The 21361-nt window shown below is 61.4% G+C and carries 24 protein-coding genes and 2 pseudogenes; 23 read left to right on the top strand and 3 right to left on the bottom strand.

What is annotated here, in order from left to right:
• Positions 1-299 precede the first annotated feature (299 nt).
• Together PspS35_RS09830 and PspS35_RS09825 are read right to left on the bottom strand one after the other, a co-directional pair.
• Positions 300-623, bottom strand: coding sequence for a hypothetical protein (locus tag PspS35_RS09830; protein ID WP_238786010.1), 324 nt, complete (start codon positions 621-623; stop codon positions 300-302).
• Positions 624-883: 260 nt separating this feature from the next.
• A pseudogene (locus PspS35_RS09825) lies at positions 884-1101 on the bottom strand (DUF2274 domain-containing protein).
• Between the two features lie 907 nt (positions 1102-2008).
• Here PspS35_RS09825 and PspS35_RS09820 point away from each other — a divergent pair.
• The 17 genes and pseudogenes from PspS35_RS09820 (at position 2009) to PspS35_RS30505 (ending at position 15723) form a co-directional block, all read left to right on the top strand.
• Positions 2009-2221, top strand: coding sequence for an AlpA family transcriptional regulator (locus tag PspS35_RS09820; protein WP_003474359.1), 213 nt, complete (start codon positions 2009-2011; stop codon positions 2219-2221).
• Between the two features lie 46 nt (positions 2222-2267).
• Positions 2268-3143 carry a ParA family protein gene (locus PspS35_RS09815; RefSeq protein WP_159933952.1) on the top strand — a complete coding sequence of 292 codons (876 nt, stop codon included), beginning with the start codon at positions 2268-2270 and terminating at the stop codon, positions 3141-3143.
• Entirely contained in the window at positions 3127-3387 is a 261-nt protein-coding gene (locus PspS35_RS09810; RefSeq protein ID WP_159933950.1) for a hypothetical protein, read from the top strand. Before PspS35_RS09815 ends, PspS35_RS09810 begins: the two co-directional genes overlap by 17 nt.
• Positions 3380-5029 carry a ParB family protein gene (locus tag PspS35_RS09805; protein WP_159933948.1) on the top strand — a complete coding sequence of 550 codons (1650 nt, stop codon included), beginning with the start codon at positions 3380-3382 and terminating at the stop codon, positions 5027-5029. Before PspS35_RS09810 ends, PspS35_RS09805 begins: the two co-directional genes overlap by 8 nt.
• Before the next feature lie 15 nt (positions 5030-5044).
• A complete protein-coding gene (locus PspS35_RS09800) occupies positions 5045-5605 on the top strand; it encodes a DUF2857 domain-containing protein (protein WP_159933946.1) in 561 nt (186 codons plus the stop codon).
• A gap of 3 nt (positions 5606-5608) precedes the next feature.
• Positions 5609-6832 carry an STY4528 family pathogenicity island replication protein gene (locus PspS35_RS09795; RefSeq protein WP_159933944.1) on the top strand — a complete coding sequence of 408 codons (1224 nt, stop codon included), beginning with the start codon at positions 5609-5611 and terminating at the stop codon, positions 6830-6832.
• Positions 6833-7288: 456 nt separating this feature from the next.
• Entirely contained in the window at positions 7289-8068 is a 780-nt protein-coding gene (locus PspS35_RS09790; protein WP_159933942.1) for a PFL_4669 family integrating conjugative element protein, read from the top strand.
• Positions 8065-8592, top strand: coding sequence for a DUF3158 family protein (locus PspS35_RS09785; RefSeq protein WP_159933940.1), 528 nt, complete (start codon positions 8065-8067; stop codon positions 8590-8592). Before PspS35_RS09790 ends, PspS35_RS09785 begins: the two co-directional genes overlap by 4 nt.
• Before the next feature lie 73 nt (positions 8593-8665).
• Entirely contained in the window at positions 8666-9106 is a 441-nt protein-coding gene (locus PspS35_RS09780) for a single-stranded DNA-binding protein (RefSeq protein WP_058396080.1), read from the top strand.
• A 279-nt stretch (positions 9107-9385) separates the two neighbouring features.
• A complete protein-coding gene (locus PspS35_RS09775) occupies positions 9386-11398 on the top strand; it encodes a DNA topoisomerase III (RefSeq protein WP_159933938.1) in 2013 nt (670 codons plus the stop codon).
• Between the two features lie 535 nt (positions 11399-11933).
• Positions 11934-12266: a hypothetical protein gene (locus PspS35_RS30220; RefSeq protein ID WP_159933936.1), complete on the top strand. Its 333-nt coding sequence runs from the start codon at positions 11934-11936 to the stop codon at positions 12264-12266.
• 128 nt (positions 12267-12394) lie between these two features.
• Positions 12395-12607: a hypothetical protein gene (locus PspS35_RS09765; RefSeq protein ID WP_159933934.1), complete on the top strand. Its 213-nt coding sequence runs from the start codon at positions 12395-12397 to the stop codon at positions 12605-12607.
• Between the two features lie 21 nt (positions 12608-12628).
• The gene (locus PspS35_RS09760; RefSeq protein WP_159933932.1) at positions 12629-13021 is read left to right on the top strand and encodes a hypothetical protein; all 393 of its coding nucleotides are present in this window, start codon (positions 12629-12631) and stop codon (positions 13019-13021) included.
• Positions 13022-13232: 211 nt separating this feature from the next.
• Positions 13233-13970, top strand: coding sequence for an ABC transporter substrate-binding protein (locus PspS35_RS09755; RefSeq protein ID WP_159933930.1), 738 nt, complete (start codon positions 13233-13235; stop codon positions 13968-13970).
• Positions 13971-14066: 96 nt separating this feature from the next.
• Positions 14067-14349: pseudogene (locus tag PspS35_RS09750) on the top strand (uridylate kinase).
• A gap of 293 nt (positions 14350-14642) precedes the next feature.
• Positions 14643-15455: a GTPase gene (locus tag PspS35_RS09745; RefSeq protein ID WP_159933929.1), complete on the top strand. Its 813-nt coding sequence runs from the start codon at positions 14643-14645 to the stop codon at positions 15453-15455.
• Positions 15456-15597: 142 nt separating this feature from the next.
• Positions 15598-15723: a hypothetical protein gene (locus tag PspS35_RS30505; protein ID WP_275113848.1), complete on the top strand. Its 126-nt coding sequence runs from the start codon at positions 15598-15600 to the stop codon at positions 15721-15723.
• A gap of 72 nt (positions 15724-15795) precedes the next feature.
• On the opposite strand, the gene PspS35_RS30020 is transcribed toward PspS35_RS30505, so the two are convergent.
• Positions 15796-16422: a hypothetical protein gene (locus PspS35_RS30020; protein ID WP_174244795.1), complete on the bottom strand. Its 627-nt coding sequence runs from the start codon at positions 16420-16422 to the stop codon at positions 15796-15798.
• Between the two features lie 555 nt (positions 16423-16977).
• Here PspS35_RS30020 and PspS35_RS09735 point away from each other — a divergent pair.
• The 6 genes from PspS35_RS09735 to PspS35_RS09710 all read left to right on the top strand — a co-directional run bounded on the left by PspS35_RS09735 (position 16978) and on the right by PspS35_RS09710 (position 21322).
• The gene (locus PspS35_RS09735; protein ID WP_159933927.1) at positions 16978-17901 is read left to right on the top strand and encodes a DUF3577 domain-containing protein; all 924 of its coding nucleotides are present in this window, start codon (positions 16978-16980) and stop codon (positions 17899-17901) included.
• 54 nt (positions 17902-17955) lie between these two features.
• Complete coding sequence (locus PspS35_RS09730; protein WP_159933925.1) at positions 17956-18642, top strand: DUF3275 family protein; 687 nt, start codon at positions 17956-17958, stop codon at positions 18640-18642.
• 96 nt (positions 18643-18738) lie between these two features.
• On the top strand, positions 18739-19146 hold the full coding sequence (locus PspS35_RS09725) for a hypothetical protein (RefSeq protein ID WP_159933923.1): 408 nt from the start codon (positions 18739-18741) through the stop codon (positions 19144-19146).
• 16 nt (positions 19147-19162) lie between these two features.
• Complete coding sequence (locus tag PspS35_RS09720) at positions 19163-19423, top strand: hypothetical protein (protein ID WP_159933921.1); 261 nt, start codon at positions 19163-19165, stop codon at positions 19421-19423.
• Between the two features lie 75 nt (positions 19424-19498).
• Complete coding sequence (locus PspS35_RS09715; protein WP_159933919.1) at positions 19499-20149, top strand: hypothetical protein; 651 nt, start codon at positions 19499-19501, stop codon at positions 20147-20149.
• A gap of 63 nt (positions 20150-20212) precedes the next feature.
• Positions 20213-21322: a DUF6094 domain-containing protein gene (locus tag PspS35_RS09710; protein ID WP_159933917.1), complete on the top strand. Its 1110-nt coding sequence runs from the start codon at positions 20213-20215 to the stop codon at positions 21320-21322.
• Positions 21323-21361 lie beyond the last annotated feature (39 nt).

The raw sequence follows: 21361 nt of genomic DNA, 5'->3' as shown, positions 1-21361 counted from the left end.
AAGAAGTCATAACAGCCTCCATATTTTTACATGAATAAAAAGTGTAGTCAGCAGTCAGAGCATTACAAGAAAATTACCTTCTGCAACTTGTCCTCCTTTTTGTTCAAACGCCAAATCCACCGAAAAGTGGATTTAAGCTCTTCACACAACAACCATACCCACGTATTCAATGCAACAATTTAAGTCATGAAAGTCATAACCTGATGCTTTCTACCCATAAGGCCAAGAGCAAATCTAAAAAATAGTAAAACTCAAATAATATTTAAGGAACTCTTAGCAGATATTATCTTAAATAACAATCAACCACCGAATGGAGTAGCATTGGTTGGCTGACCTTTCTTACTGCACGATGGCGGGTTAGTCATGCCAAATGTCAAAAGATTGCCACCATTGATAATGCAGTTAAACTGTTGATTATCTTTGGACTTCACCAAGGCAAATGTATTGGTTCCTTCCGTGCGACGGCTCACCAAAGCCAGCTCTTCAGGAGAATACCCAAGGGCCCCGCCAGCCTGGGATTTTATTTGCTCATCACTGAGTATATTAGTTTTGCTAGCAATGATATTACATCCAGCCAATGCCATCAGAACAGAAACTATTGCAACAAATTTTATTTTCATCATGGTTTTCTCATTTTTTAGGGTGAATCAGAATTCCGTCAGAGCCAGAAATTTTTACAGCCGTGTTGGATCCCTATTAACACTTAAGGGTTGGAAGCGGCATGCCGGTCCACTCTGTGGCAACTTCATAAAAAGTACCAAAGGTCTGTTCTCAGTTTAGAATGAAGCTCCGCATCGAAGCTATAGTGCAGGTGTGCTACCGCCAAATCCTGGATCTTGCCCTTGTAACCCGAAAGCTGGTCACCTTGTGTGGACTAAGCTATTCACCGAATTTTATATTGCACGAAACATATGGAAAGTACGTCTTCCCCCTGAGCTTTCCTGAATCTACGATTCTCTGCCCTGAAAATCTCCAGAGTGAGCGGAATCATCGCCGAAGCATCGACCGCTTCGCCGTAGGTCTGCGTGCGTAGCGATCGAGGCTGGCCTTAAGACTGGTTGGACACGCGAAGATCAGCTTGGCGTTTTCAGTCTTAGGCAGTAGCTATAGTCGTAGCTTGCACGTAGTGCTCTGCCAGATTTCTCGATATAAGAATTGGCCGGTACGCTCGCAACACCAAGTCGCAGTTGATGATGCTGTGCACCGGCGATACTGGCCGATCCACCCTTTAGGCGGACAATCTGAAATAGGTCGGCCCCTGAGCGTGAGCGCTAACGTGCACGGCACGTTGGCGCGATTCCACGTCACTTGCATGCGGCTCTCTCCGTAGGCAACCCGCTGTTCTATTTGTCGAACATTCGCTATCCCTGTGGCATCAACAGATAGCGCCAGTCCCGGCGTCATACACAGGCTCCGTCACGGTGTCGATCACGCCGTCTGGCCTTCAATTGGGAGCGACATGCAGCAGCTTCAAAAATCCATAGCAAATCACTGCTGGATGCTATCTCGATATATCAAGATGCCAAATTAAGCATGAAATGCTGGAACTTCTCTGCGTCTAACCAGGCGTTGAGCAGGCCCGCGCGCCTCGTGAAACCGTGGGGATATAAGACCATATCGAATCGGTCTTGATGGACTTGACACTCCCCATGACGCTCGCTCCGTGAACCCGATATAGAGCGTGCTTTTTCCTCGTAGGTCGACGGGCCGGCAACTTTTCAAGTCTCGCACACAGAGCAGAAGAGGACTATCTGTTGCAGATACTTGATCGTTTCCGTCCACGTTCTAGACATGAGCCACAGGCATAACGACACACAACAGCCTTAGTGGGGCAACCAAGGCGACAAGTCCGCCAATGTCCAGAAGGGTGTCCGTAGCGCAGCCGCATGGCGATTTCCAACATGTATGCGCAATCGCGGAGATTGCATTTGCGATGTCTTTCCGCAGCCATGTCTATTGAATAGGGCTCACGCCAACAAACGCCACTGAGCGTTCAGGAGTGACCATCATGTTGCAAACACCGGTACTGCAACCGAACGAGCGCCGCATCCTGCGGCTCGGTGAAGTCGAAGCGAAGTCTGGTTTCAAACGCGCTCACATCTACAACCTGATGAAGAAGCGCCAGTTTCCACAGGCGCTACGCCTCGGCGTGCGGGCGGTAGGCTGGGATTCGGTCGAGATCGACCAATGGATCGCCGAACGCCTCAATAACCGGACCTGATCCGCTCCCCTCCTCGGATTTTCCCATCCTTTAGACGGAGAGCGCCATGCAGGTTGTATCCATCATCTCGACCAAGGGCGGTGTTGGCAAAACGACCACAGCCGCCAACCTCGGCGGGCTCGCCGCGGATGCGGGGCTGCGCGTCCTGCTGCTCGACCTGGACGTGCAGCCAACGCTGTCCTCTTACTACGAATTGGTCCACCGCGCCCCCAGCGGCATCTACGAGTTGTTGGCATTCAACGAGCGCGACCTGGGCCGGCTCATTTCGCGCACGATCATCGCGGGCCTCGACCTAGTGCTCTCTAACGACCCTCGGGGCGAACTGAACACCTTGCTTTTACATGCACCAGATGGGCGCCTGCGGCTGCGGCACCTGCTGCCGATGCTGGCGCCGCTCTACGACCTGGTGTTGATCGACACCCAGGGCGCACGCTCCGTGCTGCTGGAGATGGCGGTGCTGGCCTCCAATTTGGCGCTGTCTCCGATCACGCCCGAAATACTTGCAGCCCGCGAGCTACGGCGCGGCACCATGCTGTTGCTGGAGGACATCGCGCCGTACCGGCACCTCGGCATCGAACCGCCGCCGCTGAACCTGCTGATCAACCGCGTCCACCCCGTGTCCGCTAACGCGCGGCTAATCCAGCAGGCCTTGCGTGATCTGTTCCAAGACCATGCGGACATCCGCGTGCTTGTCACCGACGTGCCGGCCATTGAAGCCTATCCGCGCGCCGCGACCCGTGGTCTGCCGGTGCATCGTGTCGAGCATCGCCAGCCACCGGGCAGAGTTGCGCCCGCTGCGCTCGACACCATGCGCGCGCTCGCCGGCGAACTGTTTCCTGAGTGGCAAGACAGATTTGTCCACGTATCCGGTCGTCCATCACGTCCTCTTAAAGCTGGGAGGCCTCATGGCGAACGCACATGAACTGGCTCGCGGCCACAAGCGACTGCGCACCCTGATCGAATTTGCGATCGGCGAAGGCTGGCACGTCAAGCGCACATCGGGCGGACACCTCAAGTTCACCAAGGCCGGCTGCTCCGCCATCTACACCAGCTCAACCGCAAGCGATTACCGGGCGACCCTCAACGCCCGGGCGCAGATCCGCCGTGCCGAGCGCGAGGCCCGCACGGCCCGGGCCGCCAACGCCGAGGGATGCGACCATGGCTGAGATGACCTCCCAGGACATGGCCGGCAAGCTGCTTGCAGCCGGGTTCGAGCGCAGCGGTCCATCGGTCACGACCTTGAGCGACCCGATCACCGACACACCGATGGTTGTGACGTTGGACCAGTTGCGGCCTTACGACCACGACCCCCGCAAAAAGCGCAACTCGGCCTACTATGAAATCAAGGCGTCCATCCGCGAACGCGGCCTGGATGCGGCGCCGGCCATCACGCGCCGTCCGGGCGACGGGCACTACATCATTCGTAACGGTGGCAACACACGCCTCGCGATCCTGCGTGAACTCTGGGCAGAGGCCAAGGACGAGCGCTTCTTCCGCATATCGTGCCTGTTCCGGCCCTGGCCTGCACGCGGAGAAATAGTCGCGCTGACCGGCCACCTCGCCGAGAACGAGCTGCGCGGTGGCCTTACGTTCATCGAGCGCGCCTTGGGCGTCGAAAAAGCCCGCGAGTTCTATGAAGAGGAAAGCGGCGCCACACTGAGCCAGTCCGAACTGGCCCGCCGCCTGGCCGCCGACGGCTACCCAGTACAGCAGTCGCACATCAGCCGCATGGCCGATGCGGTGCGCTACTTACTGCCTGCGATTCCGACCGTGCTCTATGGCGGCCTGGGCCGCCATCAGGTCGAGCGGCTGTCGGTCATGCGCAAGGCCTGCGAGCGCACCTGGGAGTATTACGCCAAAGGCCGCTCCCTTCCATTGGACTTCGACGACTTCTTTCAGGAGGTGCTCTCGCAGTTCGACACCCAGGCCGACGAATTCGCCCCGCAGCGGGTACAGGACGAGCTGATCGGTCAGATGTCCGAACTGCTGGGCGTCAATTACGACGTGCTGGCATTGGACCTGAACGAATCCGAGAGCCGCTACCGTGCGCTGGTCAGCGAACCAACTCTGCCGTCGGCACCGCCCGCATTGCCTGAGCATGGAGCCATCGCGCGGCCGCCCGTCGGACCGGCGCCGACCACCGATAGGCCTTCGCCACCTACAACGCTGTCAACGGGCGCCCCCATCACGCGCGAAAATGATAAGGCCGCTGGCAAAGCCGACGCCGGAAACCCTGCGGCAGCAGCTGGAGAACTGCTGCAGGACCATATCGTCTCGCCGGCACCGACGACAGAGCGGCTCCAGTCCATCCAGCGGATGATCGCGGACCAGTTGGGCGATGCGCTACCGCCCGACTTCTCAGCCAACGTATTGCAGTCCATCCCGGTGCAGGCCGGTGGTCTCTATCCCATCTCCGACGTCTGGTACATCGACCCCGGCCTGGACGCGCCCGACCGGCTGCGCGTCCATATTGCCCAGTTCGCACGCGAGATTGCCAGCGAGGCGGATTTGGACGAGTTCATCGAAGACCGTCCCGACGGCATCGGGTTCGCATGCCGCGCCCGCGACCAGGCTGCTTTGCCGCTTGGACACGCCGTGCTGGCACTGCTGGGGTCTCTGGCCGGTCAGCAGCCGGTCGATGCTGACCCCAACGGGCAACTCGTCACCGATCTGCCGGCACTGCTACACGGTCAAGGCGATGTCACCAGGCGATTGAGCGATACCGCGCTGGTCAAGCTGTTCCGGTTGCTGCGGCTGGCCCGACGCCTGCTGGATCTGGAAGCCGGTGCCACGGCTCCCGATTCTTGAACGAGGAAAGCCAGCATGTCTGCACCCCACCCCCTCAACCAAGCCGTCATCGCCCAAGCACTCTATGACCTGCGCAATGGGCAATTGCGTCGTTGCAAATCGATGGGGTTCGGTGAGGAAGAGTTGGATGCACTCAAGCACCCGGTGCTGATCAGCGTACTGGCAAACGCCAGCGTCTCGTGGTGTTCCGTGACAGTCAACCGCGAAGTGCTCCTTCGGCTGCTAAAGCAGGCACAGGAAGTGGAGAAGGAAATCGCCACGGTTGATCGCATGCTCAGGCTAGCAGCAAGTACAGAAATGGTAAGCCGCTTCTACGGCCTGACCCATCAGGAGGTCGCCCTTCGCCGCGAAGTCCTTGGCCTGCCCAAGCGCAAGGGGCGCCATGCCGTTTTAGATGAAGCACAGGATACGGAGCTGTGGCGGCAGTGGAAGGCCCTGACCAGCAGCAGAAACGTCAATCTGGAGGACGATACCTCGATTCTCGATGCGGCCATGGATTTGGCAGAAGCCATGTCACTGCCGCTGTCGGTGGTGTGGGCCGCGATCAAGAACTGGATCGACCAAGGATTGGGATGACCCATGGCCGTGGATGACGCAGCTCCGCGAGCACCACGCCAAGGCCCCGTAGCCCTCGCCGATCTGTTCGACAGCGCGCTGAAAGACCTTACGCCTAAAACCAGCGAACCCGCGTCTGCGCGTACGTCCGGAGACGGTTTCCTGTTCAGCGGCAATCGGCACGAGAGCGTACCGCGGCGGCTGTTCCTCGATCGACGCCTGACGCCGCTGGAGCGCAATGCGTGGCAGGTGTTCCGGATGATGCTCAACGAGGATGGCGTCACCGCGTTCCCGACGTACGAGCAACTTCGGCCATGGCTCGCATCAACACCCTGTGCCGGACAAGCCTCCCACGAGACCGTGGCACGCGCCTTGACGCTGTTGCGCCTGACACGCTGGTTGAGCCTCGTGCGCAGGCGCCGCGACCCCAAGACCGGACGCATCCTCGGCAACCTCTATGTGCTGCACGATGAGCCCTTGACCCCGTTCGAGGCCATGCAGCTTGACGCCGACTATCTGGAGCTGGTCAGCCAGTCACTGGGCCATTCCGCGAAGGCCGTGCAGATGGTGGGACTCAACACCCTTAAGGAAATCGCGGAAGACCCGCTGCTGTCTGGCCGCACGTTGCCGTCGCGGCTGCAGGTGCTTGCCGAACGCCTGGCCCAACAGGGCATCGCTGCATCCGAGAGTTATCCACAAGAAGACGCCACCCACGATTCCGAAGAAGGGGTGTCGAGCCTTCTTCGGAATGGCGAACAGCACTCTTCGGAATTCGAAGCAGGGCTAAAACCTGCGCCGGACGGCTCTCTTCGGAATCCGAAGCAGGACCGTACTGTACGTAGTAAAAGTATTAATGAAGTACGTACTACCGCGCGTGAGCGTGGGCACGTGCGCGCGATGCCGGGTGTTCGCATGCCCGATCGATTCCTGAGCCTGAAGGAAGAGCAGCAGGCCGGCGCGCTGGTGGCGTTACAGCAAGTCGATGCGCCACTGAGGCAAGCCGTGCTGGACGAATGGGCAGACCGCTGTCGAGGCTCGGCCATTCGCAACCCAGCAGGGTATTTGTTCGGCATCATCCAGCGCGCCATCCGGGGCGAGTTCAACGCATGGGCCAAGCAAGCCGGATCGGCACCAACAACGCCTGCCGCTGCGTACGATGGACCACCAGATGCGCCACGCAACGTGGTTCCGACCGAAGTGGCTCGGCAGCACATCGAACGGCTACGCGGCCTTCTGGGCAAGGCCTGACTTTTCGAGCCGCAGGTCATGAAGCAGATGCCCATGGCGGTCAGTAGCGCTATCCCCTGGGGATAGCCGCACGGACGTACAGGACGCCGAGCAGATATGGGGCAGGCATCGGGGTGCCATGCACAGGATCATATGTGTGCGACCTGTCCTTAGCGAACAGCGCTCCTTGGCGCGCCGTGGAGCTACCCCCTGGGGATAATTGGCCATTCCGAAGGGCAGCACAACAGGCAGGCACAGCGCCGCCATCGGAGGTCATGCACGGATCGCGCGTATCCGAGCAGCCTCAGCGAGCAGCATCCAGTGGCGCTCGATGGAGCTATCCCCTGGGGATAGCTCGCGCCGCTCGTAGCGGCCACGCCCTAAACCGGGGCTTGGCCGATTTCGGTTTGTTGACTGACGGCCTTCCGCCGCATGCCAATGCTGGCTGCTCCTTTTCCCAAAGCGAGCGGACACACCATGGCAACCAATGAACCTTTGCAATTGAATCTCGGCTCGTTGCGCAGCGCGATGTCGCTGACGCTGCATACCCATCACGCATCCCGCATTTGGCATGGCCGCGCTGCCGCCGAAGGGCGACCGGGCATCGTCGGCCTGAACGGCTACATCGCCGTGATGAACAAGATGAAGCGCGGCTCGGAGCAGGACGACCCATACAGCGATTGGTGGATGCTGCGCATCGAGGAAAAACTCGACCAGACCAAAACCACGCTGCAATCGCTGCGCGAACAGGTGGACCAAGCATTGGCAGGCGTCCCCGCCGCATTGAGCCTGGGCGAGAACCTCAACGTGCAGCCGGTTAAATTGCCCCTCTTCGTCAACGCCCAGCTCGGCTTTGCCGCGGTCTATCTCCTGGCCGATTACGACGACATCGCCCGCAAGCTGATCCTTGCCCATCACACCGCACTCATCGACCGCAGCACGCTGGAGCGCTGGCTCAACGAGGGTGCGCATGCGCTGCGCAGCCTGTTCAGCCTGGCACAGCAATACCGCTACTCGGGCTGCACTCGGGATGATTTCGCGGCCGAGAATGCGGCGGCGCGGGTCGCGCTGGAAAAATTCGGCGAGCTGCCGCAAGACGTACTCGAAGGCACACGACGCTCGAAGTTTTCGCCGCCCATCGTGCGCCGCGGGCTCCAACAGGGCGGTGATAGCGCTGCCGCAGCCGCACCTCCCACCGATGAAAGCACTGCCACCGATCAAGCCGAGGCCAGCACCGGCGAGGACGAACAGGCATGAGCGACCCGAACCGTGAACCGCGCTACTTCCGTGGTCTGGAACAGCCAGCCTTCATGCGGCTGGTACACGCGGCCTCTCTAAAAGGCCTTTTAAAGCCTTTTAAAGGTAAGGGGTCACTGGACATCTGGGCCAGCCAGTGCTTTGCCATGCGCGACGAATTGATTGCCCTGGCGCAGCGGCAGGTGCTGCCCCAGGCGTGTGGGCATCCCTTCCACCTGCTGCCCATTGAACTGGCCCGGCAGTCCACTGGCGCAGGCACGGCCTTTCTGCGCTGGCGCAGGCACGACAGGTCGGCGATGGGCGTGGCGCTATGGCAGGAGCTGATCGCCAGCACCAGCACGCCGGTCAACCTACTGGCCGACCTGCATGCGATCGAGCTTCAGCGCATCACGTTGAACATGCAGATCAGCCTGCTGCACACCCTGGGCAGGCAGGCGCAGGAATGCGCCAGCAAGGCAGACGAGGCGGATGCCGCCTATCTGCGCCGGCTCACGTCCCTCCCTGCCGCGATGCGCGACCGATGACTGCGCCAGGCATTCCTGCACGCGCCTGGGGCCGACGAGGCACGGGCATTTCAACCACCACGGAGATTGCATCATGAGCACGCATTTTTCTGGCGAAGGCAACATCGGCTCGCCACCGGAATATCGCGAATTCCCCAATGGCAACGACGAGCCCAGCCGCCTCCTGCGCCTGAACGTCTATTTCGACAACCCCGTTCCCAAGAAGGACGGTTCTTTCGAGGATCGCGGAGGCTTTTGGGCACCCGTGGAACTCTGGCACCGCGATGCCGAGCACTGGAAGGATCTGTACCAGAAAGGCATGCGCGTGCTGGTCGTCGGCCGCATGGAGCGTGAATCTTGGACGGACAACGAGGATCAGCCACGCGAAACCTGGCAGATCAACGCGCGCAGCGTCGGCATCCTGCCGTACCGCATTGAGTCCGTGGCCCTTAGCCCGAAGCCCCAGGAGGCAGAGCCGAAGCCCCAAGCCGCCCAGGAAACGACTGCGCCGAAAGAGGCGAAGCGTAGGAAATGACCCAGCATGGAGGGCGAACGCCGCAGTGCTCCGCCCTCCTCCGCTCGCCACAAATTATCCCCAGGGGATAGCTCCACCTACGTCCACCGAAGTCCACGCCCTCCCGTATACCTCGGCTCCCTACCCGCGCACTTCCGGCTACGCGTCTTTCTCCAAAGCGATTTCATCCTCCGTGAAAGCGATCGCCGCAGCATGCGGCTTGTTTGCTGCTGCTCTTGGCAGCGCTCGGCATCCTCGATTCCAACAACTCAATGAACCTCGGAAATCGAGCGGACGGGCATGCGGCTGTTCTTGTGCGAGAAGCCCTCCCAGGGCAAAGACATTGGCCGGATTCTCGGCGCCACACAACGCGGTGAAGGTTGCCTTTATGGGGCCGACGTCACCGTCACCTGGTGCATCGGCCATCTCGTCGAAGCGGCACCGCCCGAGGCCTATGACGAGCAGCTCAAGCGCTGGTCCATCGAACAGTTGCCCATCATTCCCGAGCAATGGCGGGTCGAGGTCAAACCGAAGACCGCCACGCAATTCAAAGTCGTCAAAGCCCTCCTGGCTAAGACAACCCATCTCGTTATCGCCACCGATGCCGATCGCGAGGGCGAACTCATCGCTCGCGAAATTATCGACCTGTGCGGCTATCGCGGACCTTTAGAACGGCTCTGGCTGTCAGCCCTCAACGATACGTCCATTCGCACCGCGCTCGGCAAGCTTCGGCCATCGGCCGAGACGCTGCCGATGTACTACTCGGCGCTGGCGCGCTCTCGGGCGGATTGGCTCGTCGGCATGAACCTCAGCCGGTTGTTCACGGTGCTGGGACGGCAGGCAGGTTACGACGGAGTGTTGTCGGTCGGCCGCGTCCAGACTCCGACCCTTAAGCTCGTGGTGGACCGCGACCGGGAGATCGCTGCCTTCGTTTCCATACCCTTCTGGGCCATCGACGTGTCCCTGTCTGCAGGCGGCCAAGCTTTCAGCGCGCAGTGGATCCCGCCCGACGCCTGCACCGACGACGCCGGTCGCTGCTTGCAACAGCCGAAGGCACAGCAGGCCGCGCAGCAGATACATGTGGCCGGCAGCGCCCAGGTCGTCTCGGTCGAAACCGAGCGCATGCGGGAAGGCCCGCCGCTGCCGTTCGACCTGGGCACTTTGCAGGAGGTGTGCTCCAAGCAGCTTGGGCTGGACGTGCAGGAAACCTTGGACATCGCCCAGGCCCTGTACGAGACGCACAAAGCCACCACCTACCCCCGTTCGGATTCCGGCTACCTACCCGAAAGCATGTTCGCCGAGGTGCCAACGGTACTCGACAGCCTGCTCAAGACCGATTCGTCGTTGCGACCGATCATGGACCAGCTCGACCGCTCCGTGCGCTCGCGTGCCTGGAACGACGCGAAGGTGTCAGCGCACCACGGCATCATCCCGACGCTCGAACCGGCAAACCTTTCGGCTATGAGTGAGAAGGAGCTGGCGGTGTACAGGCTCATCCGGGCGCATTACCTGGCACAGTTCCTTCCGCATCACGAGTTCGACCGCACCGTAGCGAACTTATCCTGCGGCCAGCAGAAACTGGCAGCGACCGGCAAGCAGGTCATGGTCAAGGGCTGGCGCCTGGTTCTGGCTGAGCCTCAGCCAGATGAGGAAGGCGATGCCGCTGCGCGCAGCCAAGTGCTGCCCGCGCTGCGCGAGGGCCTGGCGTGCCAAGTGGCCGGTGTCGATCTGAAGGCGCTCAAGACGTTGCCACCTCGTCCCTACACGCAGGGCGAGTTGGTCAAGTCCATGAAAGGCGTTGCCAAGCTGGTCTCGGATCCGCGCTTGAAACAGAAGCTCAAGGATACGGTCGGCATCGGTACCGAAGCGACACGGGCCAACATCATCGGCGGCCTGATCGCACGTGGCTACCTCGTGAAAAAGGGGCGCGCCATCCGCGCTTCGGACGCAGCCTTCACCCTGATCGGCGCGGTGCCTGCGGCGATTGCCGACCCTGGAACGACGGCGGTCTGGGAACAAGCGCTCGATATGATCGAAGCTGGCCAGCTCACGCTGGACGTATTCGTCAACAAGCAGGCCGCTTGGATTTCGCAGTTGATCGCGCAGTACGGCAGCGCGTCCCTGTCCATCAAAGTTCCCCAAGGGCCGGCTTGCCCGCAGTGCGGCGCCCCCACGCGCCAGCGCAGTGGCAAGAGCGGCCCGTTCTGGTCGTGCAGTCGCTATCCAGACTGCAGAGGCACGCTACCGGTCGAGTCCGGCACGTCCAAGCGCGTAGCCTCACGCTCGCGCCGTGGCAGCCGCAAAGGCTTCTGACCGACCCTGCTCCCCCGTGAGCCGTGCTCGCTTTCGGCGACATGGCTCGTGTCCCGCATGCCCTGCGGGAAGCCCAGCGCGCAACGCCTTCTTGATCCGTGTGCGCGCCCCGCCCAGCCGTCCCCGGCCGCGGGACCTGAAGGTGACTTCTCCACGAATCGCGCCACGCGCGTTCCGCTGATCTGCGTTTCTTCCGCCCACCGCGAAGGGTCTCCCGATGGCTTGCCCGCTCACGCAAGCCATCGGGAGACCCCTTGCGGTCAGCGGTATTCGGTGCCGGTGCCCGCCGGCGCAAAAACGGGCTCCCTTTGTGCGCGGATGTGCGCCAGACGATGCCGGCCCCAGCCACGACATGGGCCGGGTGTGATTGCTGACAGCAGACGGTTCTTGCGACGACCGGGCCTGCCAATCAGCCCACGGGTGGCTTCTTCTTTCCTCCCGAGCCGAAGGCCCTGTGGCCTTCGGCGCCTTTCTCCTGCCCATCAACTTCCCGGCCCACTCAAGCGCACTGGGCCATACGAACAGGAGATCCGACATGAACCCCCAACGCTGCGATACGCCGCGTAACACGCCACTGCTCTACGGCAGCGTGTGCAGCGGCATCGAGGCCGTCAGCCTCGCCTGGCAACCTCTCGGCCTTGATGCCGCCTGGTTTGCCGAAATCGAACCGTTCCCGTTCCACCCGCGCCACCCGCCATTTCGAGCCGGGCTTTCTTTTTCGCGGCCATCAATCGGGACCGGAACGGGTTCCGATTTTCCGCTGACGTGGCTCGGCCCACGCGCGACGCTGCCCGCATGTGTCGCTGATCCGTCAGCACCATGCCAGCAGCCTGGGTTTCGAGGCCGCCGCGGGGTTTCCCCGCGCTAGCCACCAGTCCGCCGTCGCATCGAGTCTGCGGACGCGCGTCTTGTGACGCTGATGCGTTCTTTTCAACCGCGAGCGGGAGCTGCCATCCCCGTGAGGGACAAGGCCCCGCTTTTCCTAGGAGCCCACTCATGTCCCAACAACCCTCTTTCGGCCAATTAGCCTTGATCTATGGCGGCAAGTTACTGCCGCTCGAAGTCCTGCAGAGCGGCGCAGGCCACTACATCGGCACACGCGATATCGAGGGTCCCGTTTCTCGGGAATCCCGCGAGTACTTCCGCAGTTACGCCGCGGCCCAACGTGCCCTCGAAAGAGGCGGCTGGTCTCAGTACGCCATTCCCTAATCCAACAGGAGGAACCATGTGATGAACCAGCTTTTGCCACCGGAGATCGTCGATCAGATCACGCGAGAACAACAGCATTTCGCCGCCGCGCCCCAAGCCTTCTTCGAGGCCTGGAAGCGCGGTGTCGAGATCGCCGGCCCGCAATGGTTTGGCGACGGCATGCGCGAAGGCCTGAACCAGGCCAAGAGCAAGTGGGATCTGCGTCCCGACATGCTGCGTGCCAGCGACGCTCTCGACGTCCTGAGCAGCGGAGAACGAATGTTCCTGTCCGCCATGTTCAGCTTCTACAACGCGCACGAGGGTGGAGCCATGCTCAAGCGCTGCCACTTCCACGGACTGTCGGACTTCGACGGTCTCGATCTGCAACGCCGCAAGGTCATCGCCGACCTGCTGGTGAACTACAGCGGTTGGTGAGACGGTCTCCGGCATATCACCGCCTTTTCGTTCGCTACCCCATGAGGGACATGCGCCACCAAGCCATGCCCCTCAATTTCCCCTCTGTCAGCCAGCGCCGATTGGCCCAAAGCCATCGATCAGTGCCGCCTGACGACTTTTCCACTTCAATCCACCGGGGCCAATTCCCGGTGACGGGAATTGGCTCCATTATCCGATCTGGAGAAATCCCATGACCCAGAATCCCAACCCCTTTGTACGCGGCTACTGGAATCTGAAAATCGTCCGAACGCTGTGCATCAGCTACGGGGACGGAAGCCCGCATGTCTGGCGATCCATCCACGCGAGCCAAGCACACCTTTCCGACAACGACCTGATTTCATCGCCTTGCATCGTCACCAGCGAGTTGGCGTTGATCAAAAATGGCTCTAACGCCATCAGCGACGAACTGATGGCCGAATGCGATGCTGTTGAAGACCTCTGCGGCGACGGTGTGGTTGGTGCCGTGGTGTATGGCATCCATGGCGACGGCTTCGACGGGCGCCCGGTTCACATCGGTGATACCTACTCGGCTGAGGCCGCGCGGGAAGTGGTACAGCGTCTGAGTTTCGAGACCGGCTTCTACAGCCGGTGCTGGGAAATCAGCACTGACCATATCACCGAGGAAGCCTGGCACTATCTGGCGAATCTCGCGGATCTTGCCACGCCAGAGGCGTTGCTGTTCATCGCCTTCCGCGTTCCGTACAGCCCAGCGATCGGCGTCAAGCTGATCTCCACGCCCTGGACGGAGGAGCACCTGGACGACGCCGAGGGTATTACTGCCGCGCAACTTTGGCAGGAGCATCGGAGCAAGGGCATGCCGGAAGACTTGGCACATATCCTTGAACTCGCAGGCCAGGCCGACGTGCGCATTCTCATCCTGGACGCCGACGCGCCAGTGTTGCAGGGGCTTCCGCTGAGCGAGTCCTAGCGGCTGCGCACTGCGTCAACCTTCCTTTTCATCATCCATGCCAGCCCGTCTCCCCAAAAGGGAGTCGGGCTGTTTCATTTTCACAGGAGCAACCCCATGTTCCCCGACCTCATGACTCCCTTCGCCCAGGATTTCGAACAGCACTTCAAGGCCTGCGTCAATGCCATGTGCCATGGGTGATGCCATCGGCCAGACCCTGGTGTTCGAGCGCGACAAGGGCAAGCTGCACATGCGCCACATCAATACGCTGGACCTTGTGAACACCGGCATCGACCGCTACGAGATGGTGGTGTTCGACGGCGGCAACACCAGCGGTGATTGTTGGAAGCACGTTTTCTTTCCACGGCAGCGCATGCACTGTTTCGTGTACGACGCCTGACCCCACACCAGCCCCTCAACCGAGGGGCTTTTTCTTGCCCGCAGCGCTGGAAAGCGGGCGCGAGACGGTGCCGTTTCCTACGGGCGGGACGCTCACTCCGAGGCCATTCTTTTCCCATGTTCGTCGGCGTTGCCGACACATGCCCAGGCCGCCAAGACCTTCAAGGCTGCAGGTGCGGGAAACCGCACTGGTCGTTTCTTTCCACGGACGCATCCGCGTCCATCCACGCCATCCACAAGGTACCTCTCCCTTGCGGGCGGGGAATCCCTTGTTTCTTCCTCAAGGAGATTCCCATGGACCGTTCCCTCATCAAATCCATGATGCCTTCGCTTGTCGCAGGCCATGTTCCCCGCAACGTGCGGTCGTTCAAGTACCGCGTGTTCGATGATCAGCCGCAGTCTTCGACATTGGGCTTCGCCATCGATCCCATGCCCTTCGATGGGCGCGTCGTAATGGCGACAGATGACGCCATCGTCGTCAAGCTCAAGCCCAGCGAGTTCGCTGTGCTCGATCCCAAACTGGTGACCGTCGTTCCCGCCGAAGGCGCCAAGGTGCATGTCCAACCCTACGCGCGGCGCCGTTTCGACGGACTGCGCGCGGACACTCCGGAAATACGCACCGAGATGACGTCCGCCGGCATTCCCTACACCGTCAAGACGCACATCCTTGGCTCCGCGCCCGCCAAGCTGCCCATCCCCACGCCGCAGTGCATGGAACTGGGCCAGCTCATCGAGCAACTGGAGGAAATGCCGGCGCCCGATGGTTTCCGACGCATTACCCACATGCTGGTCGATGCGGGCGCTCGGGATTTCTCCTGGGTCGATCCGAAGCCGTCCAAGATCATCGAGACGCCCCCCGCGATCAGCTTCGCGGTCTCAACCGCGAAGTTCGAGGGCCGGGTGACGGTGCTGTACGACCGCGCGGGGGATACCTACGTGGTGGAGCTGCACCGAGACGGCGAATTGGTCGATCGGCATGACGAGGTGTATTTCGACATGCTCGGCGAAGTGCTGGAGCGACTCATCGATGACGGGCGTTGGCGCCTGATCGACGTGAGTGTCATCGACGCGAAGGCGGCTCGACCACGCCAGGCACTGCCGGCATGACGCACGGCACCGAAGCCAGACGGTTCTTCGGCTGACCGATCCCCCGTCACGGCGTTTCAGTCCCTCTGCCTTGTGCCCCACAGGCTCTCCATCCACTCCGGGTGGAGGGCCTTTTCTCTATTCCACATAGGAGATTTCAACCATGTCACTGCGATTTAAAAGCTCCGACCTGCGCCCCGTGTTGACCGAGGCGATCGACAGTCAATGTCGCGTCATGCTGGTTAAGGACCAGGGAGTGGGCCAGCATCCGGACCGGTCCGAGCATTGATGCAGTAGTCCAAAAGAAAAAAGCCCTTCAATCATTGATGAAGGGCTTTTCGTAGAACTGGTTCAGAGCTATTTATCCACGCTTGAATAGGCGCTCGTGCATCCACCCATCGTTGGTCAGGATGACTGCCGCCTTGGCCTGTACATCTCCCTGAGTCTGTTCCGCAAAATTCTTGTAATTGGCACGCATGACTTCCGATTTGGCCCAGTCATCTGCACCATCCACCTTGTAGCGATAGTTCACCTGCGACAGCCTTACGCCCATCATGTCGCTGGGTTCAGTGAAGTTGTCCACTTCCACGACGGTGTACTTGCCGGTGCAGAAGGCATCTTGTCCAGCCAGCGTGTTCGCACCATTGGCGACGAGGAATTTCTTGCCGATATCAGTGATTTGGTACTCGGTGGCCGGATCCATCTTGTTGCCGAACATGGCTTTGACTTCGGTGTCTCGCTTCGTCAGCAGCCCGGCATCGACCAGCGCATCGGCGCGCTTCTTGTTCTGGGCGCTCAACATATCTTGATTCGCCAGGGTGAACGGCAAGCCCTTTGCAGGAATCGCAGCGCATAGGCCCTTCCGAGTGTCCAGGTACGCCTGGATAGCCTTGCTGAAGTTGCTCTTGTTGGCGTCTTTGGCGCCGCCGCATGCGGCAAGCGTAAAGGCAAGGCTGCTGATGGCGACGATCTTGATGGCGGTATGCAAAACGAACTTCCTCTGTAGGTTAAGACAAGTGCGCGAAGGTAGGGGTAGCGCTTGAGCATTTGCATAGTTAGCCATGACTGCTCCAGAGTGAGGCCCGCGCCGCATCACTTTACCGAAACTATGCCTGACCACAACTTTAGGAAATCCCCCGGTGCGGGGGTTGGACTACGCCACGCGCCAACTAGCTGAATTCTCAGAATATTTTCTGATGAAGCCATCGCCACCGCAGCTGCTGCTGTGGCAGACGCTGGTCGCCGTGGACAAAGGGAGGCGCTCGATTGCCGATTCATTGCTGCCCCGAGAGTGAGGCCCGGACATGCTGCCTCCATGCCTGCTGACGTTGTCAGCGACATGCCAGGCAACCATCGGTCTTCGAGGTTGCGGCGCAGCTCCCGCTGCGTGACCGAGCCAGCTCGCACAGCATCCATCTGCGAGCGACCGCCGGCCTGTCCGGTGGCGGATGCTTTCGCCTTATCAACCCATCGCGGGGTTACGCACCCTTCCCCGCTTGCGCGGGCTTGGTGTGTCTCCGCTTCTTCCCTATGGAGATTCACCATGAACACCACGTCTAACGAGAAATCGTACTTCGATCTGCACACCTCGGGCATCGGCTATCTGCAACGTGCCCGTGAAGTGCCCGTCAGGGGCGGCCGCCGTGCGCAGCCTTTCCTGGCATGCACCATCGCCGCGCTGGTCGGCCCCGCCAGGGACCCCAGCTACCGCTACTTCGACGTCAAGGTCTCGGGTGCCGAGGCCAAGAAGCTCGTTCAGCGCTACATCGGCGTTGACGATCCCAAGCAGCGCCCACTGGTGCGCTTCCGCCTCGGCGATCTCTGGGGCGATGCGTACATCCGCGACAAGGGCGAGAACCAGGGCAAGGCCGCCGCGTCCCTCAAGGCGCGACTGCTCAAGGCCGAGCTGATCGAGCGGGCCGAATTGGCTTCGATCGAGCAGCACGAGCTGATCACCCGTGGCATCGGCTACCTCAACCGTCCGAAGGACGTCACCCCCAAGGCGGGCGATCCGTTCCTGTCCTGCTCCATCGCCGCACTGGCCGGACCTGTCGACGAACCGGAATATCGGTACTTCGACACGATCGTCGCCACCCCTGAAGCCGAGCATCTGGTTCGCCGATGCGTGCAGGCCATCGAAGGGGATCGCAAGGTGCTGATCGCCTTCCGTCTCAACGACATGAAGATCGATCCGTATATCCGCACCAAGGGCGAGCACGCTGGGGAGCCGGCCGCGAGCCTGGAATCGACGCTGGTCCACATCGGGCTGATCAAGATCGACGGCACCCAGGTCTATCCGACGAGCCAGGCACAAGCCGAGGCAGCACCGGTGAAGGACGCACCCGCGACCGAAGCCGCCATCGACACTGCCGCCGACGCCGTTTCCGACCAATCTGCCGAGCCCGCCGAGCGCGAGCCCGAAGGTGAAGTCGAGGAGCAGGAGCCGGCATTGGCTGCTTCGTTCTGATCCGGCATGGCCCCCACGGGGCCTTGCCTTTTCTATTCGTCAAGGAGAACCATCATGGCAGTCCCATCGGCGCCCGAGCAATCGGTATCGCCCATCATTGTTCCCGGCCAGCTCACGCTGCGCACCATCCGCGGAAAGAACGGCCCGTTTACCGTCGGACGCCTCGCCACGCACCTCGGTGTGTTTGAGGTCAAAGACCCCGAGCTGGAGCAATACGCGGAGGGTAAGTACGACGGGGAATTCGTCATCCGATACATCTTCCCGAAGTCCTACCCAGTTGGCGGTGGCATGCGATTCGAGATCCGCGCCAGCCTCGACGGAATGACGCTCAACGGCATCGACAAACTGAGCCGTGACGAAGCCCGCAGCTTCGCCTCCCAGGACGTCGATCCACTCGAGGAAGAGCTGGGCACGCAGCCGGCGGCAAAGCCGGCCAGAGCATCCCGCCCCGCCAAACCTGCCCCCGTGCAGGCATCGGCGGACCCGCTGGTCGATACCACGCCGTTCGGTGTGGATGCGCCGCCGCCCGCTTCGTCTTCGTCTGCTGCCCCCGGCAGCGCCGAAGATCCGGACGCCGCGCTGTTCGGCCGGCTGTGGCCACTGGGCGAGTCCGTGAAGCTGGATTCGACCATCGACCGCCGCGCCCTGCGCGCGCAGATCGCCCGTCTGGGCGAGTTGGGCTTCGCGCTGAACTTCAAGACGCAAGAGTGGAGCCGTCAGGCCGAACTGCAACCTGTGTGATCAAAGACACCGCATCCCCGGTGTTCTTCATTCATCCGCCGGGGTTCCTTTCCCATGCGGGGAGGCCTCCGGCTTCACTTTTCTAGGAGGCCTCTCATGGGCTGGTATTTCTCGCCCCAATCGCGATCTGAACTGATCGCGGAATTGATCGCACCGCAAGAGACCGAGCGTGCAAGCGCGAAGGTCATCGCTCACGCCCTGCGCGGCAACGTGCTGTGGTCCGTGGTCGAAATGACTGCCGAGGTCGAAGGCGTGCATCGTGATCTCGCGCCGGGCCAGTCCCTGCGCTACATCCGCTGCGATCTGCTTGAACGCAGCGGCAACGAGTGGGGCTACAAGCCGCTGGAAGAATCCATGCACCCGTACTACTACTCGTGCCCGCTGTCTTATCTGGACCTCGCACCGGAGCAGTCGGCCGACTGGCGTGCAGGCGTTCGCGCCTACCACGCACGGCGGCGCACGCCCACGGCATCCACGGCACCCGCCGCGGCGCTGATGGCCTGAGCCAGGAGAAACCGACATGGGCCTGATCCTGGCAATGCTCCCGCGGTCGCTGTTGGCATTCGTTGAAGAGCAGTTGTCCAACGACGAAGTTTCCTCGGACGAGGAAATGCTGGAGTACTTCATCAACAACGGTCTCACCGAGGAACAGGCGCGACAGGCACTGACCTACCGCGACCAGTACCTCAACAACATCTACCTGGACGGCTTCACGCCGATCACAGCATCCGACGAGGCGCTTCATTTCAATCCGCACACCCGGCAGTTCGAGCCGGACTGAGCGTTTTCCTTCCACCCCCAGGGGCAGCACCAGCCCCCAAGGCGGTGCTGTCCCCACTCATTCGAGGACAACACCATGCCCGCAAACACTTCTTCCACCACGCTGTATCGCATCGACGAATGCCCGGACGTGATGGCCGACGCCTGCGTCGGCGACGCTCAAGGCAATCTGATCTTCCTCTCGATCTGGGCGCGCGACACCGCCGTCCAGCAGTTCCTCGCTCGCTTGACCCTCGGGCGCGACGAGCAGGGACTGGACCAGTTCCACGTCATCACCGACCAAGGTGGCAGCGTCCCGGTGTTCATCGGCAACGTCGATCGACTGGAAAAGCGCGTCACACGCGCCTACCGGCGCACGCTGTTCGGCTCTCTCTCCAACGTGTGGCTGTTCGACCGGCGCTGCGTCAAGCCTGACAAAGCCAACGCCAGCGCGCTGGCATTGCTGCCACGCGACAGCGCCCACCGGCGCGACCGCCTGTGGATGCTGGTGCGAGACACCTGCCCGTTGCCCTTGCTCGATCACTGGCGCGAGACCGTGCTGGACCTGCTGCAAACCCACGAGATGTTGGCACGCCTTCCGTTCGCCCTCGGGCCGTTGGAAGGCCATCGGCTCGCCATCGACGTGCCGGCGCTGACTCTAGCGCTGGGCTCCCTGATCCGCAGTGACGTGCTCACCGCCTATGCCTATCCGACCAAGATTTCTACGCCGGAAGCGGTAGCGAGTTAACTCATCCGTGGAGGCACGCCTTGGCGTGCTTCCACCATTTATCCCGCCAACCAGGAGATTTTCATGGCCCTCATGTTCCCGCGGCTCGCCCGTAATTTCATTCGCAATGGGTACTTCCCCACGGATGAACCCACGCTCGAAAGAGTCCTCAACGCACTGATGCCCAGCGACGGGCCGATGTGCATCCTCGATCCCTGCGCCGGCGAAGGCGTGGCGATCGCTGAAGCCGCCCATGTCCTTGGGCGCGAACACACCAAGGCGTTCGCTGTCGAGTTCGATGCGGAGCGCGCGCGCCATGCCCGCGGCCTGGTCGATCACTGCCTGCACGCGGACCTGATGGACACGATGATCTCCAAGCAGTCCTTCGGGCTGCTCTGGCTCAACCCTCCGTATGGCGACCTGTCCAAGGACGTCAACGGCAACATCGGCTATCAAGGCCAGGGCCGCGCCCGTCTCGAAAAGCTGTTTTATCAGCGAACCTTGTCGCTGCTGCAGTACGGCGGCGTGCTGGTCTTCATCGTTCCCGGCTACGTGCTCGACGCGGAGCTGGTCGGCTGGCTGACGCGCCACTACACGGACCTGCGGATCTACCGAGCGGTGGAGACGCAGTTCAAGCAGGTGGTGATCTTCGGGCGCCGGATGCGCCAGCGCGAGCAGGCGTCGGATGGCGTCAAGGCCATGCGCAATCTGCTGCTGCAGGTTGGGCTTGGCGAAGTCGAAGCCGAGGAGCTGCCGAGCGAATGGCCGTTCCTGTCTTACATTGTCCCCGCCAGTCCGGCCGAGCCGGAGCATTTTTTCCGCGTGACGATGGAGCCGGAGCAGTTTGCCGATGAGGTTGGTCGGCTCCAAGGCCTCTGGCCGTTGCTGGACACACACCTGGGGGCCGCGCAGCAGTCGCTGCGTCCACCGGCGCGTGCCTTGTCCCACTGGCATCTCGCTCTTGCTCTGGCCGCAGGCGCGATCTCCGGCGTGGTGCGCTCCAAGACGGGGCGATTGCTCGTCGTCAAAGGTGACACCCATAAGGACAAGACGCTCCAGCGGGAATTCACCGAACGCGACGATGGCTCCATTGCGGAGACACGCATCCTCACCGACAAGTTCGTCCCCGTCATCCGCGCATGGGACATGACGCCTGGCTCCCCGACACGGGGCGAGGTGTTGACCATCCGCTAATCCCCGGACGCCTGACGTCCCGATGCATTTCATCAAAGG

Source organism: Pseudomonas sp. S35, assembly GCF_009866765.1.
Taxonomy (GTDB): domain Bacteria; phylum Pseudomonadota; class Gammaproteobacteria; order Pseudomonadales; family Pseudomonadaceae; genus Aquipseudomonas.
Note: the sequence above shows the minus strand (reverse complement) of the source record. Positions and strands in the feature narration are given on the sequence as shown.